The sequence below is a fragment of the Labrys sp. Lb11 genome, assembly GCF_057554225.1.
This window is the reverse complement of sequence record NZ_BAAJOT010000001.1, coordinates 837,753-856,062: the sequence shown is the minus strand read 5'-3', so window position 1 is coordinate 856,062 and position 18,310 is coordinate 837,753. Positions and strand designations below refer to the sequence as shown.

Genomic DNA, 18,310 nt, shown 5'->3' with positions numbered 1-18,310 from the left:
CCATGCAGAACGCCGAGATCACCTTCGTCCTCACCGGGCCCGACCCGCTGGTCTTCGGGCTGTGGAAGGACCTCGATTTCCGCAACCACAAGGGCATCAACGTCAAGGCCGGCGAGCAGGCGCTCGACGCCACCAACCTGCAGCAGGTCGTCAACCTGATCGAGGCGGCCAAGCTCGCCCCCAACGATCCGAACGACCCGGGCGGCGGCGGCTCGATCGCCGTCGACTTCGAGGTCAAATACTACACCGCAGACCAGGCGCTGCTGACCTATCCGGCCCCTGTCGACATGGACGGCGTGCCGATCGCCGACGGCGACAAGGTGCTGTTCAACGACACCCGTGGCTCGGCCGACACCAAGAAGAACGGCGCCTGGCAGGCGATCGCCGCCGACCCGGACCAGCCCGACGTGCTGAGCTGGATCAGGCCGCTGCAGTTCACCGGCATCGTCGCGCAGTTCGCGCCGCTGCGGGTACGCGTCAACACCGGCGGCGACGACGAGGGCAACAACCCCGGCAGCGACGTCGACGGCACCGTCTGGCAGATGGTGCAGACCAACCTGGAGGTGGACGTCAAGGGCAACACCTGGGTCCAGATCACCATCGACGCCGACACGGTCGACGCCGGCACGTTCCTGTCCGGCCCGGCCGACCCGAAGTCGGCCAAGCGGCCCTACACCAACCGCCGCATGGTACCCGACGACGTCTCGCCGCGCCTCGGCGGCATCAACCAGGCGCAGCGCCGGCCGGTGTTCAACTATCTCAGGCGGCTGCGCTGGCTGTCCGACTACATGGACATCCCCACCGCCTATGACGGCCGCCTGCAGATCCAGCGCGCCCTGGCCGAGAACGACGAGCTGGTGATCGACCGGCGCAACCTGCGCTTCACCGGCAGCCTCGACCTGTCGCAGTGGTCGCGCAAGCGCCTGATCTTCGAGCAGACCAAGGGCCAGGACGGGCCGACCACGATCTATTCCGTCACCGACGGCAATGGCGGCATCATCTTCGGCTCGCCGGGCTGGGTGATCGACGGCTACCTCAAGATCGTCTCGGCGACCCAGACCCATTCCGGCGTCTACGGCCTGGTGTTCAACCCCGGCGCCCGCGACATCTATTTCGCCGAGGGCGTGTCCGTCGAGGGCTTCGACGCCAATGTGAGGATCAACGGCGCAGGAGCAACAGCCGGCAAGGCGATCGACGGCATCGACCTCGGCCGGCTGACCCTGCGCAAGCCCGGCAACTGGAACATGGAGGTGTCGTCGGACGCGACCAACCCGGTCACCAACATCCGCTTCCGCGCCGACTTCGACGCGCCGACCGTGCCGGTGATCAGCGCCAGCGTGCCCGACAACCTGCGCATCCTGCAGAACGTCGGCGCCTCGGGCAAGCCGGGCGTCACCGTCGACGGCGGCCGGATGACCGGCGGGCGCTACGGCGTGCTGATGACGCAGGCGACCTTCGCCGCCGACCCGGGCGGCAGCGAGGCCAGCCGGCCGCGCAACTGCCGCTTCAACGACCTCACCGTCGAGGGCGCCACCGCCGACGGCATCTATGTCGGCTTCGGCAGCGACGTGGTGCTCGACCACGTCAAGTCGCGGCTGAACCAGGGCAACGGCCTGCAGCTCGGCACCCGGCTGCAGGGCTTCCTGCGGGCCGAGCACTGCGCCTTCTCCGACAATGTCCAGCACGGCGTCTACGACCGCGCCGCCTGGGCCTACGAGAAGGTGCTGGACGGCTGCGCCATGTCCGGCAATTCCAGCGCCGCGGCCAACACCTATTCGGGCTACGCGGCCGACCCGGGCGTGCAGAACGCCAAGCTGGTGCGCTGCCGCAGCGGCCTCTCCACCGAGACGACGCCGGCGACGGCCTGGGGGCGGATCATCGCCACCCCCAACAACGGCGACACCTTCACCCTCGACGGGCAGGCGATCACCTTCGTCAACGCCGTGGTCAACCCGACGGACGTGCTGATCGGCGGCGGGGCCACGCCCATCCTCGCCACCCTCAACAACCTGATGGCGATGCTGCTCACCACGGCCAACGCCACGTTGCTCAACTTCACCTATGCCAGCGACGGCGTCGACAAGTGGTACGTCTCCTGGAAGACCCCGGGCGACACCGCCGCCAACGGCAAGCTGCTGCAGCGCAGCACGGCGGCCCGCCTCAGCGTCAAGGGCGGCGGCGCCAACATCGCCCTGGCCGGTGCCTCGGGCTCCTTCAACCAGCAACAATACGGCGTCAAGGGCATCGCCAACGGGGTCCGCGGCTGCGTGATCCAGGACTGCGACCTGCGCGGCAATGCTTCCGGAGCGATCGGCTGATGGCGAACTTCCCCTATTCCTGCGACGTCTTCGTCAACGGCCTCACCCCCGGCGGCGTGGCCATGGCCTGGCAGGCCGCCCGGCTCGGCCTCAAGGTCGTCGCCGCCCACAACTCCCGCCACATCGGCGGCATGCCGGCGGCCGGCCTGCTCAGCTGGGACATGGGCCGCTACGAAATCCGCCACACCGGCGCGAGCTTCCGGCGCGAGTATTTCCGCCGCCTCTCGGCCATGGCCGGCTCCAACAAGATGAACTACCGGGCCCTGCCGCAGTTCAACTCCCAGATCTGCTGGGACATGCTGGAGGAGTACGACGTCACGGTGCTGACCGACGTCGTGCTGGTCGAGGCGCCGGACACGCCGGTCACCATGTCCGGCGGCGGCGCCGGGCTCGCCATCGCCACGGTCAAGCTGATCGACCGCTCGACCGGCACCAACACCTACACCATCTCGCCCAAGATCACGCTCGAGGGCGAATACGAGATGTCGGTGGCGCGGGCGCTCGCCGCCCTCGGCAAGCTCAACATCCGCATCGGCCGCGAGGCGGACACCGAGTATGGCGAGAGCCTGGCCGGCTTCGGCAAGAACATGACGACCTTCGGCACGGCGAAGGACCCGGTGCCGAACCGCGTCGACGGCAACCTGATCTTCGGCATCGAGGCGATGCCGGCGCTCGCGGTCGGCGCCGCCGACAACCGCGTCCAGTGCATGGCCTTCCGCGTGCCGATCGACCAGATCGGCGGCACCGGCAACGGCCGGGCCTGGCGCAAGCCCAAGACCGGAACCGAGGACGCCTTCCGCCGGCTGATCCCCTGGCCCGACAAGATCACCATCACGCGCGTGCCGACGCCGTCGAGTTTCGGCGCCACCGAACTCAACTTCGACAGCTACCCGTCGAGCGGCACCGAATGGGCGACGGCGACCTGGGCGCAGCGCGGCCGCGGCCCGGACGGCGCCGTGCCCGGCTCGATCTGGCAGAAGCTCTACGACGAGCAGGCCGGCTATTACTACTTCCTCGCCAACGATCCGCGCGTGCCGGCGGTGACGCGGGCCCTGTTCCGCAAATGGGGGCCGCTGAAGGACACGTTCGGGGACACCGGCGGCTGGCCGCGCGATCCCTACCTGCGCGAGGGCTACCGCATCGTCGGCGACTTCGTCATCACCCAGGCACATGTGCAGGAGTTCACCGCCGTCGGCGTGCCGGCGCCGCCGGCTCCCGTCCAGCGCGACACGGTCTCGGCCGCCTCCTACCCGATCGACCGCCACCCCTGCGGGCTGTGGGAGGCACCCTACGGCTACTACCGCGACAACAACATCTCCGAGCTGCTGCCGAGCGGCATGCCCGGCTCGATGCTGCGCGGCCGCCCCTTCCAGGTGCCGCTGCGGGCGCTGCTGCCGCAGACCGGCAAATGCACGAACTACGGCACCTGCATCGGCATCTCGGCCACCTCGGTCGCCTACTCCTGCTACCGCATGGAGCCGCACTTCATGAACGCCGGCAACGCGCTCGCCTACGCGGCCTACGTCGCCATCAGCGACGGCGTGACGATGCGCGCGCTCTGCGACCCGCCGGATTACTGCAAGGAAGCCCCCAACGCCATGGGCTGGCTTCGCGCGGGCCGGACTGCGGTGCCCGGCTATATCGACCTGGCCGGCCTGATTGGCATCGGCCAGGTCGTCGACCCCTACGGCATCCCCTTCATCCCCGTCTGAGGACCCAGCATGACATCCGCTGAAATCGCCAAAATGTGCCACCAGGCGGTCTTCGCCTACGACACCAGCGCCGGCACGGGCATCACCGTGCCGTGGGACGCGCTGACCGAAAGCCAGCGCGCCGCCGCCGCGGCCGAGGCGCAGTTCCTGCGCGACGCCCCGGACGCCGGCGCGCCGCAGCTGCACGCCGCGCGGCTGACCGTGCTGATGAACGCCGGCCGCAGCTTCGGCGACGGCGGCGAGCCGGAGCTGCTGACCTGGGCCGAGCTGTCTTCCGAGGAGCGGACGCGGCTGGCGGTCTTCGTCGCCGTCGCGCGCGCGGCGCCGGCTTGACGCTCGCCCGCGCGCATCAAGCGCGCTTGTCGATAGCGCCCGGCCGAATCCTGCAATCAACGGAGGCACCATGACCACCACGCTGGACACCCAGCGCCGTCTGCTCGAGCTCGGCTTCTCGCCGGGTCCGCTCGACGGCAAGCCCGGCCCGAAGACGGAGGCCGCGATCCGCAAGTTCCAGGCGGCCCGGGCGCTCGTCGTCGACGGCATCGCCGGGCCGAAGACGCTGGCGGCGCTGTTCCCCGCGATGCCGGCAACTGCCCCGGCGCCGATGACGACCTCGGCGGCCGGCCGCGCCGCCATCGCCCGGCGCGAGGGCGTGCGGCTCCAGGCCTACCGGGACAGCGTCGGCGTCTGGACGATCGGCGTCGGCCACACCTCGGCGGCTGGGCCGCCGCTGGTCCGGCCCGATCTCACGATCAGCCGGGCCGAGTGCGACGCGATCCTCTCGCGCGATCTCGCCACGTTCGAGGCGGCGGTGCGCCACGCCGTCGAGGTCGAGCTTTCGCAGCACCAGTTCGACGCGCTGGTGAGCCTCGCCTTCAACATCGGCGCCGGCGCCTTCGCCAGGTCCTCGGTGGTGAAACGCCTCAATGCCTACAACGCCGCCGGCGCCGCAAGCGCCTTCCTGTCCTGGACCAGGGCCGGCGGCAAGGTGCTGCCCGGCCTCGTCGCCCGCCGCAAGGACGAGCGGGCGCAGTTCCTGGCCGCCTGACCACCACGCCGCGCGCTCCCGCGGCTCCCTTCCGACAAGGATTCCCCATGACCAGCAGCCCTTCTCCCGGCGTGCCGCAGACGGCCGCCAAGGCGCATGTCGCCGCCCTCATCGCCTTCCTGGCGACGGCCGCCGCCCCGACCATCGTGACCCAGGCCAGCCAGCACCTCGATCCGGCCTGGGTGGCGTCCTGCCTCGACGGCCCGTCCCTCGGCATGCTGGCGACTGCCGGCACTGCGCTCGCCGCCGCCGCGGCCGCATGGGTCGGGACCTATCTCAAGCGCAACCGGCCCGCATGACCTGTTCCCGGAGCAATCGCCATGGCCGATCCTGCAATCGCCAGGGGCGGCGGTGACATGCCGTCCCCGGAGCACTGGTCGCTCGACAAGAAAGTCCCCATCGCCCTGATGATCGCCATCGTCATGCAGACGGTCGGCGTGGTCTGGTGGGCCTCCAAGCTCGAAAGCCGTGTCGAGGCGGTGGAGATCAAGGCGGCCGCAACGGCCGTGCGGCTCGACCAGGCCGACAAGGTCGACACCGACGTCGCCAAGCAGCTCGCCCGCATCGAGGAATGGCAGCGTGGCTTCGCATCCGGCGCCGACCGCATCGAGCGCAAGCTGGACAAGCTGGCGGATCGGTTCGACACGGCACCGCCGCCGCCCTCGAGAGGGCCGCGGTAGACCGACCGGGTGCGCCGCCCCTCGGGTGACGCACCCACAAACGCCATCCCTACAGGATGAAGTCGCTCGCCTGCATCGACGTCACATGATCGACCCGCACCGAGAAATCGGCCCGCACGTCACCGTCGACATCGCCATAGAGATAGAGATAGCCGTCGACGACCGCATAGCGCAGTTCGCCGGCATGGCGCGTGAAGCTGGCGGCACCGATGAAGGTGAAGGCCTGGTCGCCGGCCGTCAGCGTATCGGCATCGATCGCCGACAGGTCGATTCTGTCGCCCTCCGCCGCGTTGAAATCGAGGATCAGGTCGCGGTTCGTGCTGGAAACGATGCTCTCGGCCACGGCAGTGTAGAGGAACGTGTCGGCTCCCGCGCCACCGCTCAGCCTCTCGCCGCCCATGCCGCCGATGAGCGCGTCGTCGCCGTCACCGCCGTTGAGCCTGTCATTGCCGGCGCCGCCGATCAGCCGGTCATTGCCGAGCCCGCCGTTCAGCACGTCCAGGCCGTCGGCGCCATCGAGGATGTTGTCGCCGCCATTGCCGGTCAGGATGTTGTCCAGTCCGTTGCCGGTTCCCGAAATATTTCCGGTGCCGATCAGGGTCAGGCGCTCGACCATGCCCGAGGGACAGCCGCAATCGTCGATCCGGTCCGGCAGCGCGTAGCTGACCACGGCATAGACCGTGTCCGTGCCCTCGCCGTCATACTCGAACACCTGGTCGTCGACGTTATCGACATAATAGAGGTCGTTGCCGTCCCCGCCATAGAGCTTGTCGATGCCGGTGCCGCCGACCAGCTTGTCCCTCCCCTCGCCGCCGAAGAGGGCATCATTGCCGGCATCACCGAACAGCGTGCTGCCAGGGCCGTACACCGTGATGAAATCGGCGCCGTTGCCGCCATGGATGATGTTGCTGCCCGCCATGTCGAGGATGCGGTCGGCGCCGTCGCCGCCGAAGATCACATCGTCACCACCGTCCGGATCGACGATGGTGTCGACGCCGGCATTGCCCCAGATGACGTCGTTGCCGGCCCCGGCCAGAATGAAATCGTCCCCCTGGCCGCCGACGAGCCGGTTGCCCAGATCATTGCCGGTCAAGGTGTCATTGCCCGTCCCGCCGATCGCCTCGATACCCGAATCGCCGAGCGTGATGACATCGTTGCCGCCGGATCCGAACACCCGCTCGTCGCCGACCGACAGATAATTGTCGTCCGAATCATCCAGAAGCACGTCCGTCCCGGCAAGGGTCGAGACGTAGAGGTCGTAGGGGCCGGCCAGGCCGCTGAAATTGGCGATGGCGACATAGACGGAGCCGGTCTCCGTCGGCGTGTAGGTGCCCGTGGCGGTGTAGTCGGACGTGCCGTCCATCAGCAATGCACCGGCCGAATCAAAAATGGCGAAGACAGGCTCGGAGCCGAGGAATCCCTTCGTGCCGGCATAGAGATGGTAGGTCGTTCCCGCGGTCACATCGAGGCGGACCCATCCTATCCCCTCGAAATCCTCGATCTCGCCGCCGACCGAGCCGGTCGTCCTGGCGGCGTCCCATTCCAGCTCCATGACATTGGCCGGTATTGTCGTCATTGTTGTTTCCTCTTCGACTCGTCCGCTCCGCTCCCGCACAAGAGAGGTTTTGTCTGACCGAATCAATCGGGAAACGGTAGGGAAGGCTCCCTTCTCCGAACAATGCCCCCGCCCGCCCTCACCGGCGGGCGGGGCATTGCTGTTTTCGCCTCACGGATCCGGCGGCCGAGCCGCTATCGGGGCTTGAACACGCCAGCAAGCCGGATATCGGTGGGTGCCCGATTGACACGATGCGCGAATCGATGGGGCACGCGGACCGAGTTGCGCCGGCACTTGTGCGTCGGCAGTCCACTGCCCGTTCCGGCCTGTCGGAGATGTCCAATTGGTCAAGTGTTGACGGATCAACACTTTTTGGCTGGGGCGGGAGGACTCGAACCTCCGAATGGCGGAATCAAAATCCGCTGCCTTACCGCTTGGCGACGCCCCAATGCGGGCGGGTGAATAGACCGTTCGGCCACCGGCTGCAAGACGGGAGGGCCTTTTTGCATTTTCCCCGCCGCGGCGCTTGCGGCCGGGACGGGATGCCGCTATAGACCCGCCACGACTGGCGGCGGAGTGTGGCTCAGCCTGGTAGAGCACCACGTTCGGGACGTGGGGGTCGCAGGTTCGAATCCTGCCACTCCGACCAGTCTTTCAACAGCCCGGACAACGGGTTGTGAATTTCCCGAGATCATCATTACCTCCTTCCGGTGTCGCTGCCGGTGCTGTAACGGCCGGAAAGGGCCGCCGTGGCGCGCCGCAGATGATCGGGGCTGTGATGCCCATAGGCACGCTGTACCATGTCTACGGTCATCCCTGCGAAGCCTGCGGCCTCCCAGGCATCGCCGGTGTGCTGCATGATCCATGTCACGCAGGTGTGGCGCAGGATATGCGGCGTCACTTCGTCGTCGAGGCTGGCGAACCGTCACGCCGGCTCCGTGTCCCGCGTGGCCGCGACGCCGGCGCGCGTCGCCGTTGGTGCCGATCGCCTCGTCGATACGAAGCGACGACCGGCCCCGCCTTCCCATCATGGGACAGTCAAGCTTCCAGCGCGAAAGCACAGGCAGGCGGGCGCTCCGCCTCAGCCGCGTATGAACTGGTCGACATAGCCGGCGCCGAGGCCGGCGCTCTCGTAATGGGCCCGGCACATGTCGATCTTGGAGAAGACGTCCTCGAAACCGGTCACCTTGCCCCAGGGGTCGACATAGATCATGGCGCCGGTGATGTGGAACAGGGTGATCATCTCCGGACAGTCGTCCGGCACGACCAGCGTGTGGGTCTCGCCCGGCGGCTCGAACACATAGGAGCCGGTATCGGCCACCCAGCCATGTTCGAGATAGTGCCAGCGCCCCTTCAGCACATGACCGTGCACCGGCGCGGGATGGCGGTGGCGCGACAGCACGCCCGACTTCCGCACCCGCAGGAGGTTGACCCAATAGCCCTGCCCGACATGCAGGCAAAGAGGCCGGAACCAGACATTCTCCATCTGCGGCACCCAGACGCGCTCATCCTCCGGCAGGACGCGCGGCACGACGATCTCGACCGCCGCGTCCTTGGGCATCGGCAGCTGATAGGGCATGCGACTCTGGTCCAGGCCGCGATCCGGTGCGGCAACCGGGGCTGTGCTCATGACGGTCTCCTCTCGCATCGGTCCGGCCCGCATCGCGCGGCGGCCCGCTCTCTCAGGTCACGAGATAGCCGCCGTCGACCGGCAGCACCACGCCGGTGACGAAGGCCGCGGCCGGAGAACACAGGAACAGCACAGGCCCGGCAACGTCTTCCGGCCTGCCCCAGCGACCGAGCGGCGTGCGCGCAAGGATAGCAGCGTTGCGCGCGGCGTCCTCGATCAGGGGACGGGTCAGCGGCGTGTCGATCCAGCCTGGCGCCACGGCATTGACGCGCACGCCCTCGGCAGCCCAGGCGATCGCCAGCGACTTGGTCAGTTGCGCCATGCCGCCCTTGCTGGCGCTATAGGCAGGCACGGTGCCCCCGCCGAAGAAGGAAAGCATCGAGGCGATGCCGACCACCGCCCCGCGCGAGGCGGCGAGCAGCGGCCGGCAAGCCGAGGCGACGCGCATCGCACCGTTGAGGTTGATGTCGACGACCTCGGCGAACACCGACGGATCATGCTCGGCCCCACGCCGGATGACACCAGCGGCATTGACCAGAACGTCGAGACGGTCGAGACCGCCGACGAGCGTCGCGACGGACGTGGCGTCGCGAACGTCGAGGGGGCGCACGGCGATCGAGGCGGGCAGATCCTCGCCCGGAAGGCCCGCCGCCACGACGCGCGCGCCGGCCGCATCGAACGCCCGCGCGATGGCCGCGCCGATGCCGCTGGTCCCGCCGGAAACCAGGACGCATTTCCCGGCAAACTCGAACGCCATGACCGAACTCCCGCCGACAGCCTTGCGCGGCGTCGCCGCCGCGCCCCGGGCGGGGCCGCGCATCGCCGGTGACGACGATAACGGCCCCGCCGCGAGCTTGAAAGGCCGGATTACCGCGGCGCGGGGGCGGCTTGACACGTTGTCGGGATCGCGTTTTTATTGAACGGTGTTGAATTAATAAGCGTGGAACATGAATTCCACGCCGTCCGGGGAACGTGGGAGCGGCATGGCATCTGCAACGCTTGCAGGGCGCGGGCTGACGTCTGCCCAGATCCGCCATTACCACCAGCGCATCGTGCTGCAGCGCCTGCGCCGGCTCGGCGAGGCCTCGAAGGCGGACCTGGCCCGGGCCGCGGACCTCACGAACACGGCCGTCGGCCAGATCGTCAACGACCTCCGGGCGCTCGGCCTGGTCTCGGTGATCGGCAAGAGCCACACCGGCGGGCGGGGCCAACCCGCGACGATCCTCCGCCTCGAGCCAAGCGGCGCCTACGGCATCGGCGTCAGGCTCGACCGCAACCGTATCGAGACGGCGCTGGTCGACCTCGACGGCCGCCTCCTCGCCAAACGCTCCCGGCGTGCGCCGCTCCCCTCGCCGGCCCAGGCGTTGCCGATCGTGATCCACGACGTCGGCGCCCTGGTCAAGGCAGCGGATGGCCGCGTGCTCGGCATCGGCCTGGCGCGTCCGTTCAACCTCGGGGCCTGGCTCGACAAGCTCGACCTGAAAGACGCCTCCCTTGGCCTGTGGGACGATTTCGACTTCGCCGCGGCTCTGGCGAACGAGACCGGTCTCGACGTCCACGAAGAGAACGACGGTACGGCCGCGGCCATCGCCGAGCTCTTTCACGGCTTCGGGCGAGAGAGCGACGATTTCGTCTATTTCTTCATCGGCCCTGCCGTCGGCGGCGGCGTGATCCTCGCCGGCGACTATCGGCGCGGCATCACCGGCAATGCCGGCGACATCGCTCTCATGCCTGTGCCGCCATCGCGCCTGGCCTCGGCACCGAAGCCGCACGCGCCGCTCGAGATCCTGCTGACCCGGGCCTCGGCTGTCGCCCTGGTGCGGCATCTGCGCCATTGCGGCCAGTCGACCGCCGGTCTCGACGACCTGCCGGCCGCGATCGACGCGTGCCCCCATGGGTTCGAGGAATGGCTGGAGGACTGCGTCGACGCACTGGTCGGTCCCATTCTGTCGGCACAGGCGCTGCTCGACGTGCCCAACATTATCCTGGACGGGGATCTCGGCGATGCCATCCTCGACGAGGTCGCGCGACGGCTACGGCGGGCGATCGAGCGCGCCGTTCCCGAAGCCCTCACTCCACCCCGGTTGCGCCTCGGCACTTTCGGATCCAGCGCCCATACCCTCGGCGCTGCCAGCCTGCCGCTGTTCATCCACTTCGCCCCTCGTGCCGGCGGCGCCGCGAATGCAGGCCGATCCGGCCTGAACGGAGGACGCGACCATGCCCGCATGGCCTGATCCACCGTTCCCAGATGCTCCACGGTGCCCGGGCCGAACCCGGGCGGTGGTTGACTAAGCGCGTCGCGCCGACGACGCCGACAAGGGAGGACCAGATGTCGAAGTTCTCGTTGAAGACAGTGTTGGCCGGCGTGGCGCTTGCTGCGCTGATGGGCGGTGCGGCCCAGGCCGCCGATATCGTCGGCCTGATCACCAAGACCAACACCAATCCCTTCTTCGTCAAGATGAAGGAAGGCGCCGAGGCCAAGGCCAAGGAACTCGGCGTCGAACTGCAGAGCTTTGCCGGCAAATATGACGGCGACAACGACGCGCAGGTCGCGGCAATCGAGAGCCTGATCTCGGCCGGCGCCAAGGGCTTCATGCTGGTGCCGAGCGACTCCACGGCCATCGTGCCGACTGTGAAGAAGGCCCGCGACGCCGGCCTGCTGGTGATCGTGCTCGATACGCCGCTCGACCCGATCGACGCCGCCGACGCCACCTTCGCCACCGACAACTTCAAGGCCGGCGAGCTGATCGGCGCCTGGGCCAAGGGCACGCTCGGCGACAAGGCCAAGGACGCCAGGATCGCTTTCCTCGACCTCGCGCCGAACCAGCCGACCGTCGACTATCTGCGCGACCAGGGGTTCATGAAAGGGTTCGGCATCGACATCAAGAACCCGAAAAAGATCGGCGACGAGGATGATCCGCGCATCGCCGGCCATGACGTGACCAAGGGCGCCGAGGAAGGCGGCCGCACTGCCATGGAGAACCTTCTGCAGAAGGATCCCGCAATCAACGTCGTCTACACCATCAACGAGCCGGCCGCCGCCGGCGCCTACGAGGCCCTCAAGGCCGCGGGCCGGGAGAAGGACGTGCTGATCGTCTCGATCGATGGCGGCTGCCCCGGCGTCAAGAACGTCAAGGAAGGCGTCATCGGCGCCACCTCCCAGCAATATCCCCTGCTGATGGCCTCGATGGGGCTGGAGGCGATCATGAAATTCGCCAAGGAGAAGACCAAGCCGACCAACACGCCGGGCCTCGACTTCTTCGACACCGGCGCCGTGCTGGTGACGGACAAGCCGGTCGAAGGCGTTCTCTCGATCTCGACCGAGGAAGGCCTCAAGAAGTGCTGGGGCTGAGATCGAGCGACGCAAGGTCAACGCACCGGTAATCATCGACGGGCTGCGGCGGTCCTCGATCGCCCGGCCCGGGCCGGACACCAGTCATCCACGCGACCGACAGGGCTATCCAAGGTCGCGTGGGCGGAAGGTGACGGCGGCCGACCACTCCCTCACAGTTTCGATCGGGGACCACCATGAGCAACACCGAGGCCACCAGCCGAGGATCATCAGATTTCGAAAAGCCCCTTGCCGATGCGGCCACCGCCGTCGCCTCCTTCGAGGATCATGGCAAGACGCCTCTGAAGCGCCTCCAGCACTTCCTGCATTCCTATCCGACCACGATTCCCTTCATCGTGCTGCTGCTCGGCGTCCTGCTGTTCAGCGTCCTGGTCGGCGGGCGGTTCTTCACGCCCTTCAACTTCTCGCTGATCCTCCAGCAGGTGACCATCATCGGCATCATCGGCATCGCCCAGACGCTGATCGTGCTCACGGCCGGCATCGACCTCTCGGTCGGAGCCATCATGGTCCTGTCATCGGTGGTGATGGGCCGCATGGCCGTCGTCTCCGGCGTCCCCTATGAAATCACCTTCCTTCTCGGCCTCCTGTGCGGCGTCGCTTGCGGCGCCCTCAACGGCTGGCTCGTCTCCTACGTGAAGCTGCCGCCCTTCATCGTCACGCTCGGCACCTGGCTGATCTTCGGCGCCCTGAACCTCGCCTACTCGCAAAGCGAGACGATCCGACAGCAGGACATCGCGTCGGTGGCGCCGTTCCTGCAACTGACGGGCTGGCTCGCCTTCGATTTCGACCGAAGCTGGCCGATCATCGGCGGCGCCCGCATCACCAACGGTGCGGTCCTGATGGTGCTGCTCGCAGCCCTCATCTGGTACATGCTCAACCGCACCGCCTTCGGCCGGCATATCTATGCCACCGGCGATGACGAGGAGGCGGCACGCCTGGCCGGTATCCGCACGAACCACACGCTCCTTGCCGTCTATGCTCTCGCCGGGCTGATCTGCGCCATCGGCGGGTGGGCCCTGATCGGCCGCATCGGCTCGATCAGCCCGCAGGCGGGCCAGACCGCCAATCTCGACAGCATCACCGCCGTCGTGATCGGCGGCACCAGCCTGTTCGGCGGTCGCGGATCGATCGTCGGCACGCTGGTCGGCGCCCTCATCGTCGGCGTGTTCCGCAACGGCCTGGCGCTCTACGGCGTCGACGTGCTGTGGCAGGAATTCGCCGTCGGCTGCCTCATCATCATCGCGGTCGCGATCGACCAGTGGATCCGGAGGGCCTCGGCATGACCAACAATGTGCAACCCATTCTGCAATGCCGCGGCCTGGTGAAGCGCTATGGCCGGGTCACGGCCATGGACCACGCCGATTTCGACCTGATGCCGGGCGAGATCCTGGCGGTGATCGGCGACAACGGCGCCGGTAAGTCCACCCTGATCAAGGCGATCGCCGGTGCCGTCGTGCCGGACGAAGGCGAGATCCGGCTCGACGGCAAGGTCGTCCAATTCCGCTCGCCGATGGAAGCCCGCGCGGCCGGCATCGAAACGGTGTTCCAGAATCTGGCGCTCTCCCCGGCCCTCTCCATCGCGGAGAACCTGTTCCTAGGCCGGGAGAGGCGGTCGCCCGGCATCCTGGGCCGCTGGTTCCGGCGGCTGGATCTCACCGGCATGCAGGCGGATGCGCGCAAGGCCCTGTCCCAGCTCGGGCTGATGACGATCCAGAACATCAACCAGCCGGTGGAGACGCTGTCGGGCGGCCAGCGCCAGGGCGTCGCCGTGGCGCGGGCCGCCGCCTTCGGCAAAAGCCTGGTGATCATGGACGAGCCGACGGCGGCGCTGGGCGTGAAGGAGTCGCGCAAGGTGCTGGAGCTGATCCTCGACGTCCGGCGCAGGGGCCTGCCGATCGTCCTGATCAGCCACAACATGCCGCACGTGTTCGAAGTGGCGGATCGCATCCACATCCATCGGCTCGGCCGGCGAGCCTGCGTCATCCGGCCGAAGGACTATTCGATGTCGGATGCGGTGGCGATCATGACGGGCGCGATGAAGCCGCCCGAGGAGGCCGTCGCAGCCTGAGGGCTTCGGGGCCTTGACCCGCGGTCTTTCCGGCGCGATGCCTGCCTTCGCGCCGGGCGGACTCGCAGCAGCGGCGCTTCAAGCCGGCGCCGCCGCAAGCGGCCTTCACCCAAAGCACGCAATTCTTCGAGGCTTCCATGTATCTCGGCATCGATATCGGCACCTCCGCTGTCAAGACGGTGCTCGTCGACGACGTGCAGCAGGTGGTCGCCTCGCACAGCGCGCCGCTGGAAGTGTCGCGACCGCAGCCGGGCTTCTCGGAACAGGACCCGGACGCCTGGGTCGCGGCGACCTTCGCCACCATCGATGCCCTGAAGGCGAGCCATCCGCGCGAGCTGGCTGCGGTGACCGGCGTCGGCCTCTCCGGCCATATGCATGGGGCGACGCTGCTGGGCGCTGACCACAGGCCGCTGCGCCCCTGCATCCTTTGGAACGACGGTCGCTCAGCCGCCGAATGCCGTCTGCTCGAGGAGCGTTGGCCGGCGTTGCGCGCAGTCACCGGCAACAAGGCGATGCCGGGCTTCACCGCGCCGAAGCTGGTCTGGGTAGCCCGGCATGAACCGGCGGTCTTCGCGCGGACCTCTCTGGTGTTGCTGCCCAAGGCCTATGTGCGCCTCGTGCTGACGGGCGAGGCGATCGAGGACATGTCGGATGCCGCCGGCACGCTCTGGCTCGACGTCGCCCGACGCGACTGGTCGGAGGATGCTCTCGCGGCCACCGGCCTGACGCGGACGCAAATGCCGCGCCTGGTCGAAGGATCGGCCCCGGGCGGGCGGTTGCGCGCCGATCTGGCAGAGCGCTGGGGCATGGCGACGAGGCCGGTGGTGGCCGGCAGCGCCGGCGACAACGCCGCCGGCGCGGTCGGCCTGGGCGCGATCCGTCCTGGATCGGCCTTCGTATCGCTCGGCACTTCGGGCGTGCTCTGGGCAACCACGGACCGCTTCGCCCACAATCCCGAGCGGGCCGTGCACGCCTTCTGCCACGCCGTGCCGGCAACCTGGCACCAGATGGGCGTGATCCTGTCGGCCGCCTCGTGCCTGGCCTGGGCGGCAGGCGTGCTCGGCGCCAGGGAGGGAGAACTCCTGGCTCCGTTGGGAGACAGGCCGCGGGCGCCGTCCCCCGTCCGCTTCCTGCCCTATCTTTCCGGGGAGCGAACACCGCACGACGACGCGGCCATTCGGGGCGTGTTCGCCGGCCTCGGACATGAGACCGGACGCGACGCTTTGGTGCAGGCGGTGCTGGAGGGTGTCGCCTTCGCCTTTGCCGACTGCCGGGATGCCTTGGCCGCCGCAGGCACCGCCATCCGCGAGGCGGACGTCATCGGCGGCGGTTCGCGCTCGCGCTTCTGGATCGCAGTGCTTGCGAATGTGCTGGGCATCCCGCTCCATCGCCTTGCCGAAGGCGAGACCGGAGGCGCTTTCGGCGCGGCCCGGCTCGGACGCCTCGCGGCTACGGGCGAGGCTCCGGAGACCGTCTGCACGCCGCCGCAACGGGTGGAAACCATCGAGCCGGATGCAGAACTTCACCAGGCCTATGCGCAGGCGCTGGACGCCTGGCGCAAGCTCTATCCGGCCATGGCGGCCGTCGAATAGGCAGTGCCGGGAGGCCGCTCCGGACGGACGACCTCCCATTATGTCGGATCAGCCCGAGATGATGAAATCCGAGGCTGACAGGGTGGGGCGATTGGCAAGCTGCAGGAACAGCTCGGCAGCACCGCCCCCCTGGCCGTCGGCGTCGTAGTAGAGATTGCCGCTCGTGGTGTTGTAGAGGAACACGCCGCCGGAATGGCCGACCGAGGACGGGTTCGATCCGCTGACCAGATCGACGGTTCCGCCAGCCACGAGACCACCGCCGAAAGCCGACGCATAAATCTCCAGCTTGTCGACACCGCGCGTGAAGTCGGTGATGACATCGTCACCGGCCGAACTCGGGGCGCGGTCGAAGACGAAGGTGTCGCTGCCGGAGCCGCCGGTCATGCGGTCGTCGCCCGTGCCGCCGATCAGCCGATCATTGCCGGCCCCGCCGAGCAGGGTGTCGTTGCCGGCTCCGCCCGAGATCGTGTCCGCTCCCTTGCCGCCGAACAGCACGTCGGAATAGCTGGTGCCGTCCACCGTCTGGGCCGTGGTCGAGGCTCGGAAGATGAAGCGGGTTGCGGTCAGATCATCGAGCAGGACGTTCCTGACCGTGATGCTCTCGCTGGAGCCGTCGTAGCCGAGTGTGATCACCACGTCCTGGCCGACCTGTTTCATGAACGGCGTCAGGCTGGCGAGGTCGGATATCCCCAGGCCCGACACGTCGATGCGGTCGCCCGCGCCGAAATCGGCGATGGTGTCGCGGCCGAATTCACGGGCGTCGTAGACGAAGGTGTCGCTGCCCGAACCGCCCATCAGCCAGTCGTCGCCGGCGCCGCCGATCAGCTTGTCGCTGCCGGCCCCGCCGGCCAGGCTGTCATTGCCGGCCCCGCCCGAGACCGTGTCCGAGCCCTTGCCGCCGAACAGCACGTCCGAATAGGCGGTGCCCGTCACCGTCTTCGCCGTCGTCGAGGCGTTGAAGATGAACCGCGTGTAGGGCAGCGATTCGACCGTCGTGTTCCTGATCGTGATCGACTCGGCGGAGCCGTCGTAGCCGAGCGTGATCACGACGTCCTGGCCGACCTGCTTCATGAACGGCGTCAGGCTGGCGAGGTCGGACACGCCCAGGCCCGACACGTCGATCTTGTCGCCCGCGCCGAAGTCGGCGACGGTGTCGCGGCCGAATTCACGGGCGTTGTAGACGAAGGTGTCGGCCCCCGTGCCGCCCATCAGCCAATCGTCGCCGGCGCCGCCGATCAGCTTGTCGTTGCCGGCGCCGCCGGCCAGGCTGTCATTGCCGGCCCCGCCCGAGACCGTGTCCGAGCCCTTGCCGCCGAACAGCACGTCCGAATAGGCGGTGCCCGTCACCGTCTTCGCCGTCGTCGAGGCGTTGAAGATGAACCGCGTGTAGGGCAGCGATTCGACCGTCGTGTTCCTGATCGTGATCGACTCGGCGGAGCCGTCGTAGCCGAGCGTGATCACCACGTCCTGGCCGACCTGCTTCATGAACGGCGTCAGGCTGGCGAGGTCGGACACGCCGAGGCCCGACACGTCGATCTTGTCGCCCGCGCCGAAGTCGGCGACGGTGTCGCGGCCGAATTCACGGGCGTTGTAGACGAAGGTGTCGGCCCCCGTGCCGCCCATCAGCCAATCGTCGCCGGCGCCGCCGATCAGCTTGTCGTTGCCGGCGCCGCCGGCCAGGCTGTCATTGCCGGCCCCGCCCGAAACCGTGTCCGAGCCACGGCCGCCGAACAGCACGTCGCCATAGGCCGTTCCGCTCACCGTGCGCGGCGCGGTCGAGGAGGCGAAGACGAAGCGCGTCGACGTCAGGTCGTCGAGCGAGACGTTCTTCAGCGTGATCGATTCGGTCGTACCGTCATAGACCAGCGAGATCACGACGTCGGCACCGACCTGCTGCATGAACGGCAGCAGGCTGGCGAGGTCGGACACGCCCAGGCCCGACACGTCGATGCGGTCGTCGGCGCCAAAGTCGGTAATGGTGTCACGGCCGAAATTCCGCGCATCATAGACAAAGACGTCGCTGCCTCCGCCGCCGGTGAGCACGTCGTTGCCGCCGCGCCCGATGAACCGGTCATTGCCTGCGCCGCCGATGAGAGTGTTTGCGTTGTCGTCGCCGGTATAGGTGGTCACACTGCGCTCCCAATCATCAAGAAACAGAATCGATCGAACTGGAAAGCTGAGTGGTAATCACAACTCCCGATCGCAGGCAAGTCGATCATTCGACGTTCCTCCTGGATATGGATAGTAAAGCATCCAATCCGGAAAGATGCAAACAAACTATCCGAGAGGATGAAGGCTCCCTCTATCAATGATTTCGATGCCATCAATCCTTACCCCTCGGAGCGCCTGACCGAT

General features: G+C 68.0%; 15 protein-coding genes and 2 tRNA genes. 12 read left to right on the top strand and 5 right to left on the bottom strand.

Annotated features, from left to right (window positions below; translation table 11 throughout):
• Positions 1-2: 2 nt before the first annotated feature.
• The 6 genes from AC27L4_RS04045 (at position 3) to AC27L4_RS04020 (ending at position 5,758) form a co-directional block, all read left to right on the top strand.
• Positions 3-2,318 (top strand): hypothetical protein, encoded by a 2,316-nt coding sequence (locus AC27L4_RS04045; protein WP_487140659.1) that lies wholly within the window; start codon positions 3-5, stop codon positions 2,316-2,318.
• Positions 2,318-4,030, top strand: coding sequence for an FAD-dependent oxidoreductase (locus AC27L4_RS04040; protein ID WP_487140658.1), 1,713 nt, complete (start codon positions 2,318-2,320; stop codon positions 4,028-4,030). The genes AC27L4_RS04045 and AC27L4_RS04040 overlap by 1 nt, the downstream gene beginning before the upstream one ends.
• Positions 4,031-4,039: 9 nt before the next feature.
• A complete protein-coding gene (locus tag AC27L4_RS04035; RefSeq protein ID WP_487140657.1) occupies positions 4,040-4,363 on the top strand; it encodes a hypothetical protein in 324 nt (107 codons plus the stop codon).
• Between the two features lie 70 nt (positions 4,364-4,433).
• Complete coding sequence (locus AC27L4_RS04030) at positions 4,434-5,078, top strand: glycoside hydrolase family protein (protein ID WP_487140656.1); 645 nt, start codon at positions 4,434-4,436, stop codon at positions 5,076-5,078.
• 47 nt (positions 5,079-5,125) lie between these two features.
• Positions 5,126-5,377 (top strand): hypothetical protein, encoded by a 252-nt coding sequence (locus AC27L4_RS04025; protein WP_487140655.1) that lies wholly within the window; start codon positions 5,126-5,128, stop codon positions 5,375-5,377.
• A gap of 21 nt (positions 5,378-5,398) precedes the next feature.
• Complete coding sequence (locus tag AC27L4_RS04020; protein WP_487140654.1) at positions 5,399-5,758, top strand: hypothetical protein; 360 nt, start codon at positions 5,399-5,401, stop codon at positions 5,756-5,758.
• 49 nt (positions 5,759-5,807) lie between these two features.
• Here AC27L4_RS04020 and AC27L4_RS04015 read toward each other — a convergent pair whose 3' ends face one another.
• Both AC27L4_RS04015 and AC27L4_RS04010 read right to left on the bottom strand, forming a co-directional pair.
• The gene (locus AC27L4_RS04015) at positions 5,808-7,334 is read right to left on the bottom strand and encodes a calcium-binding protein (RefSeq protein ID WP_487140653.1); all 1,527 of its coding nucleotides are present in this window, start codon (positions 7,332-7,334) and stop codon (positions 5,808-5,810) included.
• A 352-nt stretch (positions 7,335-7,686) separates the two neighbouring features.
• A tRNA-Gln gene (locus tag AC27L4_RS04010) sits at positions 7,687-7,761 on the bottom strand.
• Between the two features lie 124 nt (positions 7,762-7,885).
• On the opposite strand from AC27L4_RS04010, the gene AC27L4_RS04005 reads away from it, so the two are divergent.
• Positions 7,886-7,962: transfer RNA gene (locus AC27L4_RS04005), tRNA-Pro, on the top strand.
• A gap of 432 nt (positions 7,963-8,394) precedes the next feature.
• On the opposite strand, the gene AC27L4_RS04000 is transcribed toward AC27L4_RS04005, so the two are convergent.
• The gene (locus tag AC27L4_RS04000) at positions 8,395-8,943 is read right to left on the bottom strand and encodes a 2,4'-dihydroxyacetophenone dioxygenase family protein (RefSeq protein WP_487140652.1); all 549 of its coding nucleotides are present in this window, start codon (positions 8,941-8,943) and stop codon (positions 8,395-8,397) included.
• Positions 8,944-8,995: 52 nt separating this feature from the next.
• A complete protein-coding gene (locus AC27L4_RS03995; protein ID WP_487140651.1) occupies positions 8,996-9,700 on the bottom strand; it encodes an SDR family NAD(P)-dependent oxidoreductase in 705 nt (234 codons plus the stop codon).
• A 226-nt stretch (positions 9,701-9,926) separates the two neighbouring features.
• On the opposite strand from AC27L4_RS03995, the gene AC27L4_RS03990 reads away from it, so the two are divergent.
• From AC27L4_RS03990 to xylB, 5 genes are all read left to right on the top strand, one after another.
• A complete protein-coding gene (locus tag AC27L4_RS03990) occupies positions 9,927-11,177 on the top strand; it encodes an ROK family transcriptional regulator (RefSeq protein WP_487140650.1) in 1,251 nt (416 codons plus the stop codon).
• Positions 11,178-11,326: 149 nt separating this feature from the next.
• Entirely contained in the window at positions 11,327-12,295 is a 969-nt protein-coding gene (locus tag AC27L4_RS03985; RefSeq protein ID WP_487140972.1) for a substrate-binding domain-containing protein, read from the top strand.
• A gap of 176 nt (positions 12,296-12,471) precedes the next feature.
• Positions 12,472-13,578 (top strand): ABC transporter permease, encoded by a 1,107-nt coding sequence (locus AC27L4_RS03980; RefSeq protein ID WP_487140649.1) that lies wholly within the window; start codon positions 12,472-12,474, stop codon positions 13,576-13,578.
• Positions 13,575-14,363 (top strand): ATP-binding cassette domain-containing protein, encoded by a 789-nt coding sequence (locus AC27L4_RS03975; RefSeq protein ID WP_487140648.1) that lies wholly within the window; start codon positions 13,575-13,577, stop codon positions 14,361-14,363. The genes AC27L4_RS03980 and AC27L4_RS03975 overlap by 4 nt, the downstream gene beginning before the upstream one ends.
• 137 nt (positions 14,364-14,500) lie before the next feature.
• Positions 14,501-15,955, top strand: a complete 1,455-nt coding sequence (gene xylB, locus AC27L4_RS03970) for a xylulokinase (protein ID WP_487140647.1) — start codon at positions 14,501-14,503, stop codon at positions 15,953-15,955.
• 48 nt (positions 15,956-16,003) lie between these two features.
• On the opposite strand, the gene AC27L4_RS03965 is transcribed toward xylB, so the two are convergent.
• On the bottom strand, positions 16,004-18,085 hold the full coding sequence (locus AC27L4_RS03965; RefSeq protein ID WP_487140646.1) for a calcium-binding protein: 2,082 nt from the start codon (positions 18,083-18,085) through the stop codon (positions 16,004-16,006).
• Positions 18,086-18,310: the final 225 nt, after the last annotated feature.